The following is an 18,992-nucleotide window of genomic DNA, read 5'->3' as shown; positions in this document are numbered from 1 at the left end:
CTTCGGCTCCTCAGCCTTCGCGTCGTCGGCCTTCGGCTTGTCAGCCTTGGCGTCATCAGCCTTCGGCTTGTCAGCCTTGGGCTTGTCGGCCTTGGCGTCGTCGGCCTTCGGCTCCTCGACCTTGGCGGCGGCCTTCTTAGCGGCCGCCTTCTTGGTCGTCGCGTCAGACTTGCTCTCGCTGTGCATCTCCTTGAGGGCGTCCTGGAAGATGTCTTCCTTGCTGCGCTTCTCCTCGGCGAACTTCATGGTGTTCTTGCCACCGATGTCGCCGGTGATCTTCAGGAGCGCAGCGACGGCCTCGGTCGGCTGAGCGCCGACTCCGAGCCAGTACTGAGCGCGCTCACCGTTGACCGTGATGATCGACGGGTCGGCCTTGGGGTTGTACGTGCCGATCTCCTCGATGACCCGACCGTCGCGCTTGGTGCGCGAGTCGGCGACGACGATGCGGTAGAACGGGGTGCGGATCTTGCCCATACGCTTCAGGCGAATCTTGACTGCCACGAGTGTGGTGTCTCCTTGGAATTTTGAATGTGATGACCTGCCGGTGCCGCATGGGGACACGGCCGACGAAATCGGTGAGCCGGGTGGCGCGAAGATGAGAGGGTCCTCGCGCGTTCCGGACGCAAGGAATCATTCTGCCAGAACTCCGGGGCAGGCTCCAATCCGGCATCGAGCTGTCCGCCCGGGTGCAGTCAGAAGTCGCCGTGGCGCCCCTCACCACGGGTGAAACGAGCTGCCCCGTCGACGCCCTCGAGCAGCACGATCGGGACACCCTGAACACCTTCAAACCGCAGAGCCGCATCGAGCGGCAGGTCCCACTGCCGGTAGGCAGACGCCCGGTCGGCCCGCATGCACTCCGCCGGGAAGGCAGCAATCTGCTCGGCCAGTGCATGTGCGACGGTGAGCGACTCCCCCACCGGCACGACCCGGTTGGCCAGACCCATCTGCAGCGCCTCGTGCGCATCGACGGGTCGACCGGTGAGGATCATGTCGAGCGCCCGGCCCTGGCCCACGATGCGCGGCAGTCGCACCGTCCCTCCGTCGATCAACGGCACCCCCCAGCGTCGGCAGAACACACCGAAGACGGCGTCCTCCTCGACGACGCGGAGGTCGGCAAGAAGAGCCAGCTCGAGCCCACCGGCGACCGCGTGACCCGCGACCGCGGCAATGACTGGCTTGCGCAATTGCATCCTGCTGGGGCCCATCGGCCCACGGCCCAGCCCCTCGGGGTCCAGCTCGGGTCGGCGGTCGGGATCGTCGACTGCGGACAGATCGGCGCCGGAACAGAATGTCCCACCAGCACCGGTGAGCACGGCGACCGCCAACGAGTCGTCCTCCTCGAACCGGAGGAACGCGTCGTGCAGTCCGGCGGCCATCGGGCCGTCGACGGCATTGCGCACTTCCGGCCTGTCCATCGTGATCGTGCAGATGGAGTCGTCGACGTCGTAGCGAACGTGGCTCATGTGCCCATTGTCGTGACAGCCATCAACCAAGTGACAGTGAGGTGCAGATAGCCTGTGCCCGTGAACCTGCCGCCATGCCCCCAGTGCTCATGCGAGTACACCTATGAGATGGGCACGCTGCTGGTGTGCCCCGAGTGCGCCCACGAGTGGTCGGCGTCAGATGCCGCAGACACCGACGACTCCCCCGGTGAACGTCTGGTGAAGGACGCCTTCGGCAATGTTCTCGCCGACGGCGACTCCGTCACCGTGATCAAGGACCTCAAGGTGAAGGGCCAGTCGCTGTCGATCAAGGTCGGCACCAAGGTGCGCAACATCCGGCTCGTCGATGCTGGTGATGGCCACGACATCGACTGCAAGGTCGACGGGTTCGGATCGATGCAGCTCAAGTCGAGCATCGTCAAGAAGGCCTGAGACACCCGGGTACCGGGTCAGACCGGCGAGCTGCCGATGTTGAACATCCAGACCACCCCGAACTGGTCCCTGACCATGCCGAAGCTGTCGCCCCATGGCGCCTTGGCCAGCGGTTCGAGGATCGTGCCCGCCGCGCTGAACCCGTCGTAGTAGCCGGTGAGCTCGGCCTCATCGCTGCCGCTGAGCGAGACGGAGATGTTCGAGCCTGCCTCGAACGCCATCGACATGGGGGCGTCCGAACCCATCAGCACGAGCCCTGCCGTGCTGACGAGCTGAGCGTGCATCAGGTTGTCCTGCTCCTCCGCTGTGACGCTGTCGGGCATGGCTTCGCCGAAGGTGGTGGTGCCGAGCTCGCCGCCGAGCACGGATCGGTAGAACTCCATCGCCTGTCTGGCCTGGCCGCGGAAGCTCAGGTACGGGTTGAGCGTGGTCGCCATGGTGGTCTCCTCGTGATCGGTCTGTCCTGCCATCGTGGCCGACGGCGTGGGTCCAGGGGAAGGACCCGACGACGATCCGTCAGCTGGCCGCTCCGCTGAACTGGGCCGAGTAGAGACGTTCATAGGCGCCGCCTGCTGCCCGTAGCAAGTCGTGCGTGCCCTGCTCCACGATGTGGCCGTCCTCCATCACGATGATGTGGTCGGCGTCACGGATCGTGGAGAGCCGGTGCGCGATGACGAACGAGGTACGGCCTGAACGCAGCTGCTCCATGGCGCCCTGCACCAGCGCCTCCGTGCGGGTGTCGACCGAGCTGGTGGCTTCGTCGAGCACCAGGATCGCCGGGTCGGCGAGGAAGGCTCGCGCAATGGTCAACAGCTGGCGCTGGCCAGCGCTGACGTTGGCGCCCTCGTCCTCGATCACGGTGTCGTAGCCATCGGGCAGCGTGCGGACGAAGTGGTCGACGTACGCAGCCTCGGCCGCGGCGATGACGTCGGCCTCCACGGCACGGTGCGCCCCGTAGGCGATGTTGTCGCGGATCGTGCCCTTGAACAGCCAGGTGTCCTGCAGGACGACCCCGAAGTTCTCTCGCAGCAGCCCCCGGTCCATGTGGGCGATGTCGACGCCGTCGAGCGTGATGCGACCGCCCTGCACGTCGTAGAACCGCAGGATGAGATTGGTCAGAGTCGTCTTGCCGGCACCGGTGGGGCCGACGATCGCGACTGTCTGACCCGGCTCGGCCGTGAGGTCGAGGTGGTCGATCAGAGGCTCGTCAGGCTGGTAGGAGAACGACACGTCCTCGAAGACCACCCGGCCACGAACCGGGTCGGGGAACGGCGCGTCGGCCTTGTCAGCGCTCTCCTCCCTCTCGTCGAGCAGCGCGAACACCCGCTCGGCGGAGGCGACGCCCGACTGCAGCAGGTTGATCATGGAGGCGACCTGCGTGAGCGGCTGGGTGAACTGCCTCGAGTACTGGATGAAGGCCTGCACGTCACCGATGCTGAGGGTGCCTGATGCGACCCGCAGGCCTCCGATCACCGCGACGAGGACGTAGTTGATGTTGGACACGAACATCATCACGGGCTGGATGACACCGGAGATGAACTGCGCCTTGAACGCCGAGCTGAAGAGCTCCTCGTTGCGCTGATCGAACACCTCACGCGCCTCGGCCTGCCGCCCGAACACCTTGACGACCTCGTGCCCGGTGAAGACCTCCTCGATGTGTCCGTTCAGCCGCCCCGTGCTGGACCACTGCTTCATGAACTCCGGCTGCGAACGCCTGGTGACGGCTCTCGTGATGACGAATGCCAGCGGCAGCGTGAGCACCGCCACGAGTGACAGCAACGGCGAGATGACGAGCATCATGGCAAGAGTGCCGACGACCATCAGGATCGAGCTGAGCAGCTGACTCATGGACTGCTGGAACGACTGCGCGATGTTGTCGATGTCGTTGGTCGTGCGGGACAGCACCTCACCGCGGTCAGTGCGATCGAAGTACGACAACGGCAGCCGGTTGATCTTGGCCTCGACATCGTTGCGGAGGTCGGCGACGGTGCTCTGCACGACGACGGTGGTGAGCCGCCCCTGGAACCACTGGAGCAGCGATGCCAGGACGTAGAGCACCAGCACGCCACCGAGAACGAGGTAGAGGCTCCTGAAGTCGATGCCGGCGCCCGGCTTGAGGTCGACCGAGGCGACCAGCGAGGCGCGCTTGTCCTCGCCGGCTTGGCGCAGACGAGCAACGATCTCTGCCTTGGTGGAGCCGGCGGGGAACTGGCCCGAGAGGTAGCCGGTGAACAGGATGTCGGTCGCCCGCCCGAGCACCTTGGGACCGACCACTGACATGGCGGTCGCCACCACACCGAATGCCACGACCCCCCAGACGAGAAGGCGGTTGCGAAGCAGCCGATCGGCCAGGCGGCGGAACGTGACCCCGAAGGTGCTCGCCCGCGCGGGCGGCATGCCCATGCCGACCATCCCACCGCCGGGCCCGCGGCCGCTCATGCCGCCTCCTCCTCGGTGAGCTGGGAGAGCACGATCTCGCGATAGACGTCGCACGCCGCCATGAGCTCGGGGTGGGTGCCGGTGCCGACCACCCGGCCCTCGTCGAGCACGACGATGCGGTCGGCGTTGCGGATCGTCGACACCCGCTGGGCGACGATGACGACGGCCGCATCGGTGGTGACGGTGAGCAGCGCAGCCCTCAGTGCCGCATCGGTGGCGTAGTCGAGGGCCGAGAAGGAGTCGTCGAACAGGTAGATCGGGGGGCGCTTGACGAGGGCCCGCGCGATGGCGAGTCGCTGGCGCTGGCCACCGGAGACGTTGGTGCCCCCCTGCGAGATGGGCGCGTCGAGCTGTTGGGGCATCCGGGTGACGAAGTCGGTGGCCTGCGCGATCTCGAGCGCCTCCCACAGCTCGGCGTCGGTGGCATCGGGCCTGCCGTAGCGAAGGTTGGACGCGACGGTGCCGCTGAACAGGAAAGGTCGTTGGGGCACAAGGCCGATGGACCCCCAGACGTCCTCCGGATGCAGCGACCGCAGCTCGTGACCATCGATCTTGACCGACCCGGCGGTGACGTCGAACAGGCGCGGGATGAGTCCCAGCAGCGTCGACTTGCCACTGCCGGTCGACCCGATGATCGCGGTGGTCTCACCGGGCCTCGCCACGAGGTCGATCTCGTGCAGGACGTCCTGCTCGGCCCCCGGGAAGGCGAACGATGCTCCGTGCAGGTCGACACGGCCACCACGAAGCTGCACCCTTGGGGCTCCGTCGGGCGCGAGGACGCTCGGCTCGGTCTGAAGTATCTCGGTGATGCGCTCCGCGGAGACCTCGGCCCGCGGCCACAGCATCAGCATGAACGTCGCCATCATGACCGACATCAGGATCTGCACGAGGTAGTTCTGGAACGCCGTCAGCGTGCCGACGTCGAGCTGCCCGCTGCTGATCCGGTAGCCGCCGAACAGGGTCGCCAGGACCACCGAGGCGTTCATGATCAGCATGACGATGGGGAACATCATGGACATCAGCCTGCCGACCGCGATGGCGACCTCCATGTTGTCGCGGTTGGCGTCGCCGAAACGTTGGGCCTCGTAGTCCTCCTTGACGAACGCTCGGATCACGCGGATGCCCATGATCTGTTCGCGCATCACCCCGTTGATCGTGTCGATCTTGGTCTGCATCTGTCGGAACAGGGGCCGCATCTGCCGGATGACCAGCCCGATGCTGACGATGAGCGTGGGGATGACGAGCAACAGCAGGCCCGACAGCTGGACATCCTGGCGCAGCGCCATGAACACGCCGCCGAACGCCATGATCGGTGCCGCGACGAGCAGGGTGAGGGCCATGAAGACGATCAGCTGCACCTGCTGGACGTCGTTGGTGGTGCGGGTGATGAGCGTGGGTGCGCCCAGCTGCGTCATCTCTCGGGCGGCGAAGGTCTCGACCTTGCCGAAAACGCCCGCACGCAGATCGCGGCCGAGGGCCATCGAGGTGCGGGCGCCGAAGTAGACCGCGATGACGGTGCACAGCACCTGGAGCACCGTGATCGCCAGCATCGTCATGCCGGTGTCGATGATGAACCCCGTGTCACCGCCGACGATGCCCTTGTCGATGATGTCGGCGTTGAGACCGGGCAGATAGAGGTTGGCGAGGGTCTGGGTGAGCTGGAAGACCAGGACGAGGGCGATGGGTCGCTTGTAAGGGGCGAGATAGGTCCGCAGGAGCGGGATGAGCATTGCCCAAACCTACCTGCGCGCGACGACCGGTCAGCACGACGAACGTCCCGGGTTTCGGGGCAAGGTCAGATGACGAGGCCCACGCCCAGGACGGTGACAAGACCGGTCACCGAGAGGACGGTCTCCATCAACGACCACGTCTTGATCGTTTGTCCGACGGTGAGCCCGAAGTACTCCTTGACGAGCCAGAACCCTGCGTCGTTGACGTGGGAGAAGAACAATGAGCCCGCGCCGATGGCCAGCACCAGCAGCGACACCTCGGTGGTGCCCTGCTGCGCGGCGATGGGGGCGATGATTCCCGCGGCGGTGACCGTGGCGACCGTCGCTGACCCCGTGGCAACCCGGATGAACACCGCGACGAGCCACGCGAGCAGAAGGATCGAGAAGCCGCTGTCCTGCACCCAGCTGGCCACGACCTCCGCGATACCGGTGTCGATGAGGGTCTGCTTGAACCCGCCGCCAGCAGCCACGATGAACACGATGCCGGCGATCGGGGGCAGGCCCTTCTCGACCGTCGACATGATCTCGTCGCGGCTCATGCCTCCCCCGCGGCCCAGCGTCAGCATCGCGACGAGCACTGACAGCAGCAGGGCGACCAGCGGCGTACCGATGAAGTCGAGCCCCGTCGCCACGGGGCCCTTCGCATCGGGTGAGATGGCGTCGGCGACGGTCTTGCCCAACATCAGCACCACCGGTAGCAGCACCGTGCCGAGCGTGACCGGGAACGACGGCCGGTTCTTGCGGGGCTCCGGTGCCTCGAACGACGATGGCGCAGGCACGTCGACCCAGCGCGCCGCGACACGGGCGAACAGCGGACCCGAGACGATGATCGCCGGGATCGCGACGAGGATGCCGAGCCCCAACGTGAGTCCGAGATCGGCGTTGAGCAGGCCGACCGCGGTGAGCGGGCCCGGGTGGGGCGGGACGAAGCCGTGCATTGCCGAGAGGCCGGCCAACGCCGGGATGCCGAGCGCGATGATCGACTGCTGCGTCCTCTGGGCCACGAGGAACACGACCGGGATGACCAGGACCAGCCCGATCTCGAAGAACATGGGCAACCCGATGATGGCGCCGATCAGCGCCATGGCCCACGGCAGCGTACGGGTCGTGGAGTGGCTCACGATGGTGTCGACGATCTGGTCGGCTCCGCCGGAGTCGGCCAGCAGCTTGCCGAACATCGCGCCGAGGGCGATGAGGGTGCCGACGCTCGCGACGGTGTCGCCGACGCCTTTCGTGTAGCTCACGAGGATGTCGGCGAGGGGGCGCCCGGCGATGGCACCCACGAGGATCGAGCCGACGGTCAGCCCGAGGAACGGGTGCAGCTTGACGACCGTGATGAGCACGACGATCACGACGATGCCGATCAGTGCAGCCGCCATGAGCTGGCCCGTGCCCGCGACGGCCTTGACCGGTTCGGGTACGTCTGCCGTGGCGAGGGCGTGGAGGATCACGCGTGACCGCCTTCTGACAGCTCGACTTCTCCGAGGAACCCATCGATGATCTCGGCCGGTGTCGGAGCGACGTCGAAGGCCCAGCCGTGCTCGTCGTCCTGCAGCGGCTCGAGAGTCTTCTCCTGCGACTCCAGCAACGATGTCGGCATGAAGTGGTCGCGTCCCTGCATCCGCTTCACGATGAGGCCGTGCGCACCCGTCAGGTGCAGGAACGTCGTGCGGGGTGCGGCCGCCACGAGGACGTCACGGTAGGCGCGTCTGAGGGCCGAGCAGCTGACCACACCGCCCTCACCGTCATGCTCGGCGAGCCAGGCGCCGATCGCATCGAGCCACGGCCACCGGTCCTGATCGGTCAAGGGTGTGCCGGCGGACATCTTGGCGATGTTCGACTCGGAGTGAAAATCATCGCCGTCGGCGTAGGGCACGTGCTCACGCTCGGCGAGCTCTCGGCCCACCGCAGACTTGCCGACTCCGGAGATGCCCATGACCACGACCAGGTGCGGCTGACTCATGCCTTCGACTGTATGTCCGGACAGAGACCGGCCGGTGCACGCCCCTCTGTGTCACAGGAGGTCCTTGAGCTCCTTGGGCAGCTCGAAGTCGTCCTTGCGGCCTGCGGGGAAACCGAAGGCGCTCGCACCGTCGGGCTTGGGAGCCTCCACGGCCGAGGCTGCTCGCTTGGCAGGGTTGCCCGAGACGCGCTTGCCCTTCTTGCTCTTGGGCTTCTGCTTGGCACCGGCCCGCTTGCCGGAGCCTGGCAGTCCGGGCATACCCGGCATGCCTCCCATTCCGGGCATTCCCGGCATGCCGCCGCCCTTGGCCATCTGCTGCATCATCTTGCGCGCCTCGAAGAAACGGTCGACGAGCTGGTTGACGTCCTTGACCTGCGTGCCGGAGCCCTTGGAGATACGTGCCCGTCGCGAACCGTCGATCATCTTGGGGTTGTCGCGCTCGGTGGGTGTCATCGACAAGATGATGGCCTTGATGCGGTCGACCTCACGCTCGTCGAAGTTGGCGAGCTGCTCCTTGAACTGGCCCATGCCGGGGAGCATGCCCACGATCTTGGACATCGAGCCCATCTTGGCCATGGCTTCCATCTGACCGAGGAAGTCCTGCAGCGTGAACGAACCACCGGTGAGCTTCTCGGCAGCCTTGGCGGCCTCGTCAGCATCGAACGCCTTCTCGGCCTGCTCGATGAGCGTCATCACGTCGCCCATGTCGAGGATGCGCGAGGCCATGCGGTCGGGGTGGAAGGCATCGAAGTCGGTGAGCTTCTCGCCGGTGGACGCGAACATGATCGGGCGGCCGGTGATGGAGCGGACGGAAAGCGCAGCACCGCCGCGAGCGTCGCCATCGAGCTTGGTCAGCACCACACCGGTGAAGTCGACACCTTCGAGGAATGCCTGCGCCGTGACGACAGCATCCTGACCGATCATCGCGTCGATGACGAAGAGCACCTCGTCGGGGTCGACGGCGGCACGGATGTCGGCCGCCTGCTGCATCAGGTCAGCGTCGATGCCGAGGCGTCCGGCGGTGTCGACGACGACCACGTCGTGCAGGGTGCGGCGGGCTTCGGCCAGGCCGTCGCGCGCCACCTTGACCGGGTCGCCGACGCCGTTGCCCGGCTCGGGAGCGTAGACCGTGACGCCGGCCTGCTTGCCCACGACCTCGAGCTGGGTGACGGCGTTGGGGCGCTGGAGGTCGGCGGCCACGAGCATCGGCGACTTGCCCTGCTCCTTGAGCCACAGGCCGAGCTTGCCGGCGAGCGTCGTCTTGCCCGCACCCTGGAGACCGGCCAGCATGATGACGGTGGGCGGGTTCTTGGCGTAGCGGATACGCCGGGTCTCACCACCGAGGATTGCGACGAGCTCGTCGTTGACGATCTTGATGACCTGCTGCGCGGGGTTGAGCGACTGGCTGACCTCGGCGCCGGAGGCACGTTCCTTGACGTTGGCGATGAACTCCCGCACGACCGACACGGCGACATCGGCATCGAGCAGTGCGATGCGGATCTCGCGTGCAACAGCATCGATGTCAGCCTCGGACAGGCGACCCTTGCCGCGCAGGTTCTTGAACGCTGACTGCAGCCGATCTTGCAGGGTGTCGAACATGGGGCGGAGGCATCCTCGGGTCGGGTTGAGGGGTTTGTGCAAGCCTATCCGAGAGCGCCACCGCCCATCCCCCGACCGGGCGGTGGGTCAGCGTCCACCCCAACCCCGCGGCGGTGGGTTGGCGTCCAAGGTTCGGCTCGGCGTGGACGCTGAGGCACCGCTGTCGGGATGACTCGGCTCGGCGTGGACGCTGAGGCACCGCCCAACGAGGTGGGTCAGGAGAGGGCTGCAGCCACGGTCTCGCGTAGAGCTGCCGCCGCTTCGTCCTGGAGTCGCTGACCGTCGGCACCGACGACGTAGAAGACGTCGCGCACCTCCTCGCCGTACGTCGACATGTGGGCCGACCGGATCGAGAGCCCCAGGCCAGCGATGGCGTCACACACCGTCCAGACCAGACCGCGCCGGTCGCGGGTGCGCACCTCGATCAGCGTCGCCGTCTCGGACAACCGGGCGAGGAGTCGGACGCGTGCGTCTTTCGCATCGGCGATCGAGGTCAGCTCGAGACGTCCGGCGAGGTCGAGCTCTCCGGCCATGGCCGGTCGGAGTCGTTCGGTCAGCCTCGCCGCGTCGATGTCCGGGCGGCCGACCTCCCACAGCGACACCGCCGCGTCGCCGAGGGTGACGGTGCGCGCCGAGCGGATCGCGAGCCCCGCGAGGGCCAGCCCACCGGCGAGGTCTGCGATGACGCCGCGGCGGTTGGCGGTGACGATCTTGAGCAACGAGACCTCCCCGTGCGACTCGACCGTCAGCGTGAAGTCGGCTGGGCCGGTTGCCCCGTGATCGGGAATCGGCACGTCGGCAGGCCACCCCTCGTAGGCCTCGGGATCGGGGGTCCTGACCGAGTCGTCGAGCACCTCCCTCACCTTGTCGACGAGACCCACCACGAGACCCTGACGCCAGGTCGACCACGCCGCCGGGCTGGTGGCCTGCGCATCAGCACCCGTGAGCGCCGCGAGCAGGTCGAGGAAGTCGTCGGACCCGACGATCTCGGCGACGTTGGCCGCGGTCGACGGGTCCTCGATGTCGCGCCGGGTGGCGATCGTCGGAAGCAGCAGGTGCCACCGGACCAGCCTGCCGATCACCGCAGCGTCCGCGGGCGTGAAGCCCCAGCGCGTCGCGATGCCCACGGCCATCGGCTCCCCGACCTCTGAATGATCGCCGTCGACGCCCTTGCCGATGTCGTGCAGCAGCGCCGCGACCGCGAGCAGGTCAGGACGCGCGACGTCGCGCTGCACCTCGGCGGCATAGACGCAGGTCTCGAGACTGTGCCGGTCGACCGTGAAGCGATGCACCGGCGACGACGACCCGCGCAGCCGGATGGCTGCCCACTCCGGCAGCAGCCGATCGATGACACCAGCGAAGTCGAGCTCGACCCACACCCCGACGAGGCTCGGCCCTGCCATCAGCAGGTCGATCAGCAACCGTTGGGCCGACGCCGGCCACGGTTGGGGCAGCTCCCCCATGGTCTGCGCGAGACGCCCCGCCGATCCTGGACTCAGCGGGAGCCCCTCGCGCACGGCCGCAGCCGCCGCCCGCAGAGCCACCTCCGGATCACCTGCCGGGTCGGCCTTCTGGATGACTATCACCTCGCCGTCCAGCACCCCGACTCCCTCCGCCAGCCGTGTGACGACCGGGCCGGTGGAGGTGAAGGTGCCTTTGCGTGCCGGCGCGAGGGCCACGTCGACGCGACGCCATGCCAACGACGAGAGGTGTGCGATGCGACGTCCGAGCTGGCGGGTGTGCAGGTCGAGCTCCTCGGCGCCCGTGCCGAGAAACCGCGCCACCTCCGGGATGATCTCGGCATCGAGCCGCTCGACCCGTCGCCCGGCGGTCTCGTGCAGCGCGTCGCGCACGTCGAGCAGCGCTGACCGGAGCGCCTCGGACTCACCGTGCGGGACGTCGATCAGCCACGTTGCGACGAGCGCGCGCAGGGTGACGCTGTCACGCAGGCCGCCGCCCGATTCCTTGAGATCAGGGATGGCAGAGTCGGCGAGCCATCCGGAGCGCTCGATGCGGGCCGACCGCGCCTCACGCACCTCCTGCACGCGGGTGCGCGCCTCGCGTCGCCAGTCGGCGAGCACCTGGGCACGCAGCGTCAGGACCAGGCCCGCGTCGCCGGCGACCGCGCGCGCGTCGAGCATGCCCATCGCGGCACGATGATCGGTCGTCGCGGTCTCCCTCATCTGGACGGTGTCGCGTACGGAGTGGTCAAGGGCCACCCCGTCGTTCCAGAGGGGATACCAGATCGACTCAGCGACCTCACGGATGTACGCGTCGTCGAGCGACGGGTCGTGCAGGAGCACGACGTCAAGATCGCTGAACGGCGACAGCTCTGACCGGCCGTAGCCCCCGACGGCGACCAGCGCGATACCCGCGCCCTCGCGCGGGTCTGTGCCGTCGGCGGGCACGGCCTTCGCAAAGAGCTGACGCAAGACCCGATCGGCCTCGAGGGCACGATCACTGCGGCGTTGCGCCAGCTCTTCCCTTGCTGGCACGTCCTGGTGGGGCACGTGTCTAGAGTGCCGCCTCATCGGTCTCGCCCGTGCGGACACGCACGACCGACTCGACGGGCATCACCCAGACCTTGCCGTCACCGATCTTGCCGGTCTGTGCCGACCCAGTGATCGTGGTGACCACGCTCGCGACATCGGCATCGTCGACGACGACCTCGAGTCGAATCTTCGGGACCAGCGAGACGTCGTACTCTGCACCGCGATAGACCTCGGTGTGACCCTTCTGCTGGCCATACCCACTTGCCTCGGTGACCGTCATTCCGGCGACACCGGCGGCGGCGAGAGCCTCACGGACGTCTTCCCACTTGTGCGGCTTGATGACTGCAGTGACCAGCTTCATGCTCAAAACTCCTTCGTGAGGTGTGAACCGCCAGTGCTGCTGCCGGCATAATCGTACGCGGTCTCCAGGTGCTCGACCTGATCGATTCCGACCACCTCGTCCTCTTCGCTCAGGCGGAACCCGATGGTGACATCGAGCAGCTTGCCCAGGATGAACGCCGCCACGAAGGAAAAGCCACCGACGCAGACGACGGCGAGCGCCTGGTTGCCCAGGACGCTGATGTTGCCCCCGTAGAACAGGCCCTCCGTGCCGGAGTAGTTGGAGATCAGTCCCAGCGAAAGGGCACCAATGGCTCCACCGACGAGGTGGACGCCGACGACGTCGAGCGAGTCGTCGAAGCCGAACTTGTACTTCAGACCCACGGCGAGAGCGCAGACCGCACCCGCGACGAGGCCGAGACCGACGGCGCCGATCGGGGTGACGAAGGCACAGGCAGGCGTGATGGCCACCAGACCCGCCACGGCACCGGAGGCCGCACCGAGGCTGGTCGCCTTCTTGTCGCGGACGGTCTCGACGAGCATCCAGCCGAGCATGGCGGTGGCGGTGGCGATCATCGTGGTGAAGAAGGCCTGGCCTGCCAAGGCGTTGGCGCCGAGCGCCGAACCGGCATTGAAGCCGAACCAGCCGAACCACAGCAGTGCGGCGCCGAGCATGACGAGCGGGAGGCTGTGGGGACGCATGGGGTCGCGCTTCCAGCCGACGCGCTTGCCGAGAACGATCGCGAGCGCCAGACCAGCCGCTCCAGCATTCACGTGGACCGCCGTGCCTCCTGCGAAGTCGAGGACACCTCTGGCGGCCAACCAGCCAGCTCCGTTTCCATCAGCATCACCGAAGTCGAAGACCCAGTGCGCGACGGGGAAGTAGACCAGCGAGACCCACAGGGCCACGAAGATCAGCCAGGTGCCGAACTTGGCACGGTCGGCGATCGCTCCACTGATCAGCGCGGGCGTGATGACCGCAAACATCAGCTGGAAAGCCGCGAAGACCAAGAGCGGAATGCCGTACACGGAGCCGTTGAGCGTGGTCTCCACCGACGTCATGTGCTTCATGCCCGCCCAGTCGAAGCCACCCCACAGACCGCTGTCGCTCTCGCCGAAGGCGACCGAGAAGCCGTAGAGCACCCACAGGAGGGAGACCACGGCGATGGTGCCGAAGCTCATCATCATCATGTTGAGCACGCTCTTGCCACGGGTCATGCCGCCGTAGAAGAACGCCAGGCCGGGCGTCATGAGCAGGACCAAGGCCGAGCTGACCAGCACCCACGCTGTATCACCGGTATTCATGAAACCTCCGAAAGAAGTGTTGTCGTGCGCAGCCGGGGGGCCGACTGCTGCGCTACAGACTGGCGTCAGGGAGTTTCAGCATTCGATGCTTCGTGTTGCGGGAACATCACGAAGTCGGTCGATGTGTAAACAGCATGTTACGTGGGTGGGGACGTGCGGAGCTACGCGAGCAGCGCGTCGACGAACTCCTCGGCGTCGAAGGGTGCGAGGTCGTCGGCGCCCTCTCCGAGTCCTACGAACTTCACCGGCACGCCGAGCTCGCGCTGGACGGCGATGACGATACCGCCCTTTGCCGTGCCGTCGAGCTTGGTGAGGACGATGCCGGTGACGTCGACGACCTCACCGAAGACGCGCGCCTGAGTGAGGCCGTTCTGGCCAGTTGTCGCGTCGATGACAAGCAGCACCTCGGTGACGGGCGCCTGCTTCTCGATGACGCGCTTGACCTTGCCGAGCTCGTCCATGAGTCCGGACTTGGTGTGCAGGCGGCCGGCGGTGTCGACGAGCACCACATCGGTGCCATCGGCGATGCCGCGCTCGACGGCCTCGAAGCCGACGCTGGCCGGGTCGCCGCCCTCGGGGCCGCGCACGGTGGGCACGCCCACACGCTCGCCCCACGTCTGCAGCTGATCGGCGGCCGCCGCGCGGAACGTGTCCGCGGCACCGAGCACGACGGTCTTGGGCTCCCGCACGAGCACCCGCGCCAGCCGGCCCACCGTCGTGGTCTTGCCGGTGCCGTTGACGCCGACGACGAGGACGACTCCGGGCTTGCCGTCTGCCCCCGTTGACGCGAGCGACCGGTCGAGCGACGGGTCGATGACTCCGACAAGCTCTTCACGGAGCACTGCCTTGGCGCGGGCGGGGTCGTCCACGCCCTCGACCCGGAGCCGGGTGCGAAGGTGGTCGACGAGCTCTTGCGATGCCGCGACGCCGACGTCGGCCGCCAGAAGGGTGTCCTCGATCTCCTCCCACGCTGCGTCGTCGAGCGTCGTGCGGCCGAGAACGGCGAGGAGGCCCTTGCCCAGCGACCCCTGCGAGCGGGCGAGCCGCGTCCGCAGACGTACGAGGCGACCCTGCGCTGCTTCAGGGCGTTCGATGGTGTCGACGGCCGACGCCGGTTCGTCCTCGGAGTCGGGCTCGGGCGTCCCCTCCGTGATCGCGTCGGACACCGAGGGAGGAGGAAGCTCCTTGCGTCCTCGCGTCAGGACGAGGGCAGCGCCACCGCCGAGCACGAGGACACCGGTGGCGATGATCAGGATCAGCTCAAGCAAGGTCACCCCCCGATCCTAGGCGCGCCCACCCCGCTCGCGAGTCACGCAGGACCACTCGCGAGTCACGCAGGACCACTCGCGAGTCACGCAGAACCCCTCACGAGTCACGCAGGACCACTCGCGAGTCACGCAGAACCCTCGTGATGGACCCGGACGGTCCGCCACATCGTCACCACACTCAGCGAGCATTGCGATGACGATCGAACCGACAGATACCGCGAACACTTGCGGACGGAGCACCCCTTGCTCCCGCAGAGGGCAACTGGCACACGGCCTACTCGACCCAAGCCCACTCGTCCGCATGTCATTGGTTGCGCCCTGGCGTCGTGAAGTGCCGTCCTGAGTGACTCGCGAGCCGTCCTCAGTGACTCGCGAGCGGGGTGGTGGCGTGGCGGATGACGTCGGGAACGGGGGTCGACCTCCGGGTCTTGGCATCGACGTAGACGTGGACGTAATGCACCAGCGCGGCCGGCTCGTCGCTGTCGCCCTGGAAGAGCCCGATGCGGTAGACGATGCTCGAGGTGCCGAGCCGCGTCACGCTGAGCCCCACCTCGACGTCGGCCGGGAAGCGCAGCTCGCGGAGGTACTCGCAGCGACTCTCGGCAACCAGGCCGACGGCGTCGAGTCGTCGGGTGTCGGACCCGGTCGCGTCGATCAGGTAGCCGTTGACCGCGGTGTCGACGTAGGACAGGTAGACGACGTTGTTGACATGCCCGTAGACGTCCTCGTCGGACCAGCGGGTGGTGATCGTCCGCACGACCGGGAAGTCGGTGCGAAGGCGCGCCTCGTTGGTGTCGCCCACGATCAGGCGGACGCTTCGTCACGGAGGCGCTGGCTGATGACCGCCGAGACTCCGTCACCGCGCATCGACACGCCGTAGAGCGCGTCGGCGACCTCCATGGTGCGCTTCTGGTGGGTGATGACGATGAGCTGTGAGTTGGCGCGGAGCTCTTCGTAGATCTCGAGAAGACGGCCGAGGTTGGTGTCGTCGAGCGCCGCCTCGACCTCGTCGAGGATATAGAACGGACTGGGTCGTGCCTTGAACAGCGCCACCAGGAACGCCACCGCCACGAGCGATCGTTCGCCGCCGGACAACAGCGACAGACGCTTGACCTTCTTGCCAGGGGGACGCGCCTCGACATCGATGCCGGTGGTCAGCATGTTCTGCGGGTCGGTGAGGATCAGCGCACCCTCGCCGCCCGGGAAGAGCCGCGAGAAAACGTCCTCGAACTCGCGCTCGACGTCGTACCACGCCTCGGTGAAGACCTGCTCGACCTTGGCGTCGACCTCATCGACGATGTCGAGAAGGTCCTGCCGGGTCTTGCGGAGGTCGTCGAGCTGCTCGGACAGGAAGCGGTGGCGTTCCTCCAGCGCAGTGAACTCCTCGAGCGCCAGCGGGTTGACCTTGCCCAGCATGGCGAGTGAGCGCTCGGCACTACGCAGACGCTTGGTCTGCACGTCGCGGTCGTACGGCACGGGATCGCCCGGCTCAGCCTCATCGTCAGCCGTGATCGGCGGTACGAGCTGGTCTGGACCGAAGTCGGTGACGAGCGACTCGACGTCGAGCCCGAGCTCTTCGAGCGCTCGGCCTTCGAGCCCCTCGAGGCGCAGACGAAGCTCGGCCCGCGCCATCTCGTCCCGGTGGACCGAGTCGGTGAGGCCGTCGAGCTCAGCGCTCAGCTCGCGCAGACGGCCCCTCACTGTGCGCAGGGTCTCCTCGCGGCCGGTGCGCGACGTCTCGATCTCGGTGCGAAGCGCCGAAGCGCGAGCCACCGACTGCTCGAGGCGAGCCAGCACCTGGTCGCTCGCGACGATGACGGCACGGGCGGTCTCGGCCTCGCGGAGCTGGCGCTCGCGGCGCTCCTTGGCCCTGATCCTCGCCTCGCGCTCGGCCTCGGCCGCCTCGAACAAGGCAGTCACCTGACCGGCCAGCGCTCGGGCGCGCTCCTCGTTGGTGCGCAGCGCCAGTCGGGCCTCGGTCTCGGCACGACGAAGAGTGGATGCCTTCTCGGCGAGCTCCTCCAGGAGCGCGGTGTCAGGCTCCTCCTCGGGTGCCGACTCGGCCTGGGCGAGCCGCTCCTCGAGCTCGGCGAGTCCGGAGAGGTCGCCGGCGCGAGACTCCTTGGCCGTCGCGATGGCGGACGACAAACGGTCGGCCTCGCCGCGGGCAGCGCGGGCTGTGGCACCGAGATGGCCCAGGTTCTCAGCGACGGCGGCCATGGTCGCGTCGGACTCGTGCAGATGGCTGAGGGCCGCATCGACGCGTTCCTGCGCAGAGTCACGCTGCGCTTCGGCCGCGTCGTGCTCGAAGCGCAGACGCTCGAGCGTGTGCACGGCTCGGCCGAGGTCGTCATCGGCCTGTGTGATCGCGGCTTGCACCTCGATGAGGCTCTGCTTGGACATCGAACCGCCGGCAGCGAAGTGTGCGCCGAGAACATCTCCGTCGCGGGTGACGGCGACGACGTCCGGCGCATGCCGTATGAGCTCCTGCGACTGTTCGAGACCGTCGACCACGGCCACCTTGAACAGCAGGCGTCGCAGCGCCCCCTGGAGCGGGGCCGGACCCTCGACCACGTCTATTGCATAGGTCGCGAAGTCGGGGAGGCCGGGCCAGGTCGAGTCGTCGACCTCTCCGCCGCCGAGCAACATGCCGGCGCGGCCGAGGTCCTCGGACTTGAGCTTCTCCATCGCCGAGACAGCCGTGTCGAGGTGGTCGACGGCGACAGCATCAGCGGCCGAGCCGAGCGCGGACGCGATGGCGGTCTCGAAACCTGCACGGACGGTCAGGAGTGCGGCGACCGAGCCGAGCAGCCCGCTGATCTCGTCGGTGGCAGCCAGGAGCGCGCCGGCTCCGTCCTTGCGCGCCAGGCCAAGCTCAAGGGCTTCCTTGCGGGCGGCCAGCGCCGACTGCTGACGCTCGGCCTCATGCGCCTCCACACGCATCGAGGCAAGCTGTTCGGTGACCTCTGCGAGCGCCTGCTCGGCAAGCTCGAGCTCGTGGTCGAGCCCGGACTCACCGGCGTTGAGACCGGCGATCGTGTTCTCGAGTGCGCTGAACTCGCGCTGCGCCTCGACGGCTCTGGACTCTGCCTCCTCGCGAGCGGCAGCCAGGCGTCCGATCTCCTCGCCCGCAGCCGTGGAGCGGCTCCGGAGCGCATTGACCTGACCATGCAGACGGGCCAGACCCTCGCGCTGGTCGGCGGCCGCGCGGAGCAGGCCGGCCACCCGTCGTTCCTCCCCCGTGTAGGCGGCCTCAGCGTCGTGCCGGTCGGCGATGACGGTCTTGAGCGACTCGGTGGCCTGGGCAACGCCGGCATCGAGCTGCCGGTGCTGCTCCTGTGCCCGGCGAGCGTCGGCCTCGAGCTCCTCGGGCTCACGCCCCACCCGACGGTCGTCGGCCTCGACCGCTGCCAGTCTGACGCGCTCGTTAGCCAGGCCCGACGTGCCGCGAAGACGCTCGCGAAGCCCCGAGAGGTTGTACCAGGTCTCTTGGGCAGCGGAGAGCCGCGGAGAGTCATCGCGCAGCTGATCTTCGAGCTCGGTCTCGTGCTCACGCGACGACCCGATGGCCTGCTCGACCGACTGCCGACGTTCTTTCAGCGCCGTCTCGTCGGCGAGCTCCTCCGCGATGACCGACCGGGCCCCCACGATGTCGTCGGCGAGGAGACGCGCGCGTGCATCGCGACCGTCGGCCTGGATGACGGCGGCCCGGCGGGCCACCTCGGCCTGCCGGCCCAGCGGCTTGAGCTGACGTCGCAGCTCGGTCAGGACGTCATTGAGCCGGGTGAGGTTGCCCTGCGTCGCATCGAGCTTGCGGAGCGCCTTTTCCTTGCGCTTGCGGTGCTTGAGCACGCCCGCGGCCTCCTCGATGAAGCCCCGCCGCTCCTCGGGGGTCGCACGCAGGGCGCTGTCGCGCTGGCCCTGCCCGACGATGACGTGCATCTCGCGGCCGATGCCCGAGTCGCTGAGGAGCTCTTGGACGT

The 18,992-nt window shown here is 67.7% G+C and carries 14 protein-coding genes and 1 pseudogene; 1 reads left to right on the top strand and 14 read right to left on the bottom strand.

What is annotated here, in order from left to right; translation table 11 throughout:
- Positions 1 to 72: 72 nt before the first annotated feature.
- Together rpsP and H7290_RS16665 are read right to left on the bottom strand one after the other, a co-directional pair.
- Positions 73 to 501, bottom strand: a pseudogene (rpsP, locus tag H7290_RS16670) (30S ribosomal protein S16); the annotation flags it as partial.
- Between the two features lie 191 nt (positions 502 to 692).
- A complete protein-coding gene (locus tag H7290_RS16665) occupies positions 693 to 1,463 on the bottom strand; it encodes a crotonase/enoyl-CoA hydratase family protein (RefSeq protein ID WP_290515145.1) in 771 nt (256 codons plus the stop codon).
- Positions 1,464 to 1,523: 60 nt separating this feature from the next.
- Here H7290_RS16665 and H7290_RS16660 point away from each other — a divergent pair, with 60 nt between their 5' ends.
- Complete coding sequence (locus tag H7290_RS16660; RefSeq protein ID WP_290515144.1) at positions 1,524 to 1,874, top strand: zinc ribbon domain-containing protein YjdM; 351 nt, start codon at positions 1,524 to 1,526, stop codon at positions 1,872 to 1,874.
- Between the two features lie 17 nt (positions 1,875 to 1,891).
- Here the strand turns inward: H7290_RS16660 and H7290_RS16655 are convergent, their stop codons facing one another.
- The 12 genes from H7290_RS16655 to smc all read right to left on the bottom strand — a co-directional run.
- Positions 1,892 to 2,311 (bottom strand): VOC family protein, encoded by a 420-nt coding sequence (locus H7290_RS16655; RefSeq protein ID WP_290515143.1) that lies wholly within the window; start codon positions 2,309 to 2,311, stop codon positions 1,892 to 1,894.
- A 79-nt stretch (positions 2,312 to 2,390) separates the two neighbouring features.
- Positions 2,391 to 4,313, bottom strand: a complete 1,923-nt coding sequence (locus H7290_RS16650) for an ABC transporter ATP-binding protein (RefSeq protein ID WP_290515142.1) — start codon at positions 4,311 to 4,313, stop codon at positions 2,391 to 2,393.
- Positions 4,310 to 6,043, bottom strand: a complete 1,734-nt coding sequence (locus H7290_RS16645; RefSeq protein WP_290515141.1) for an ABC transporter ATP-binding protein — start codon at positions 6,041 to 6,043, stop codon at positions 4,310 to 4,312. The genes H7290_RS16650 and H7290_RS16645 overlap by 4 nt, the downstream gene beginning before the upstream one ends.
- Positions 6,044 to 6,108: 65 nt before the next feature.
- Complete coding sequence (locus H7290_RS16640) at positions 6,109 to 7,422, bottom strand: gluconate:H+ symporter (protein WP_290515194.1); 1,314 nt, start codon at positions 7,420 to 7,422, stop codon at positions 6,109 to 6,111.
- A gap of 68 nt (positions 7,423 to 7,490) precedes the next feature.
- Positions 7,491 to 8,006, bottom strand: a complete 516-nt coding sequence (locus tag H7290_RS16635) for a gluconokinase (RefSeq protein WP_290515140.1) — start codon at positions 8,004 to 8,006, stop codon at positions 7,491 to 7,493.
- Positions 8,007 to 8,057: 51 nt separating this feature from the next.
- Positions 8,058 to 9,605 carry a signal recognition particle protein gene (gene ffh, locus H7290_RS16630; protein WP_290515139.1) on the bottom strand — a complete coding sequence of 516 codons (1,548 nt, stop codon included), beginning with the start codon at positions 9,603 to 9,605 and terminating at the stop codon, positions 8,058 to 8,060.
- A gap of 215 nt (positions 9,606 to 9,820) precedes the next feature.
- Positions 9,821 to 12,115, bottom strand: a complete 2,295-nt coding sequence (locus tag H7290_RS16625; RefSeq protein WP_290515138.1) for a [protein-PII] uridylyltransferase — start codon at positions 12,113 to 12,115, stop codon at positions 9,821 to 9,823.
- 4 nt (positions 12,116 to 12,119) lie between these two features.
- Positions 12,120 to 12,458 (bottom strand): P-II family nitrogen regulator, encoded by a 339-nt coding sequence (locus H7290_RS16620; RefSeq protein WP_290515137.1) that lies wholly within the window; start codon positions 12,456 to 12,458, stop codon positions 12,120 to 12,122.
- Between the two features lie 2 nt (positions 12,459 to 12,460).
- The gene (locus tag H7290_RS16615) at positions 12,461 to 13,741 is read right to left on the bottom strand and encodes an ammonium transporter (RefSeq protein ID WP_290515136.1); all 1,281 of its coding nucleotides are present in this window, start codon (positions 13,739 to 13,741) and stop codon (positions 12,461 to 12,463) included.
- A 161-nt stretch (positions 13,742 to 13,902) separates the two neighbouring features.
- The gene (gene ftsY / locus H7290_RS16610) at positions 13,903 to 15,015 is read right to left on the bottom strand and encodes a signal recognition particle-docking protein FtsY (protein ID WP_290515135.1); all 1,113 of its coding nucleotides are present in this window, start codon (positions 15,013 to 15,015) and stop codon (positions 13,903 to 13,905) included.
- A gap of 355 nt (positions 15,016 to 15,370) precedes the next feature.
- On the bottom strand, positions 15,371 to 15,811 hold the full coding sequence (locus H7290_RS16605) for a thioesterase family protein (RefSeq protein WP_290515134.1): 441 nt from the start codon (positions 15,809 to 15,811) through the stop codon (positions 15,371 to 15,373).
- A 2-nt stretch (positions 15,812 to 15,813) separates the two neighbouring features.
- A partial coding sequence (gene smc / locus H7290_RS16600) for a chromosome segregation protein SMC (protein ID WP_290515133.1) occupies positions 15,814 to 18,992 on the bottom strand: 3,179 nt, incomplete at its 5' end.

The organism is Aeromicrobium sp., assembly GCF_014378035.1.
Lineage (GTDB): Bacteria > Actinomycetota > Actinomycetes > Propionibacteriales > Nocardioidaceae > Aeromicrobium.
The sequence above is the reverse complement of the archived record's forward strand: the minus strand, read 5'-3'. Positions and strand labels throughout refer to the sequence as shown.

Excerpts from the sequence above, each read along its gene's own strand:
- H7290_RS16655 (WP_290515143.1), bottom strand. The coding sequence starts at position 2,311 with ATGGCGACCACGCTCAACCCGTACCTGAGCTTCCGCGGCCAGGCCAGA.
- H7290_RS16650 (WP_290515142.1), bottom strand. The coding sequence starts at position 4,313 with ATGAGCGGCCGCGGGCCCGGCGGTGGGATGGTCGGCATGGGCATGCCG.
- ffh (WP_290515139.1), bottom strand. The coding sequence starts at position 9,605 with ATGTTCGACACCCTGCAAGATCGGCTGCAGTCAGCGTTCAAGAACCTG.
- H7290_RS16640 (WP_290515194.1), bottom strand. The coding sequence starts at position 7,422 with ATGGCGGCTGCACTGATCGGCATCGTCGTGATCGTCGTGCTCATCACG.
- H7290_RS16615 (WP_290515136.1), bottom strand. The coding sequence starts at position 13,741 with ATGAATACCGGTGATACAGCGTGGGTGCTGGTCAGCTCGGCCTTGGTC.
- H7290_RS16635 (WP_290515140.1), bottom strand. The coding sequence starts at position 8,006 with ATGAGTCAGCCGCACCTGGTCGTGGTCATGGGCATCTCCGGAGTCGGC.
- H7290_RS16665 (WP_290515145.1), bottom strand. The coding sequence starts at position 1,463 with ATGAGCCACGTTCGCTACGACGTCGACGACTCCATCTGCACGATCACG.
- H7290_RS16645 (WP_290515141.1), bottom strand. The coding sequence starts at position 6,043 with ATGCTCATCCCGCTCCTGCGGACCTATCTCGCCCCTTACAAGCGACCC.
- H7290_RS16620 (WP_290515137.1), bottom strand. The coding sequence starts at position 12,458 with ATGAAGCTGGTCACTGCAGTCATCAAGCCGCACAAGTGGGAAGACGTC.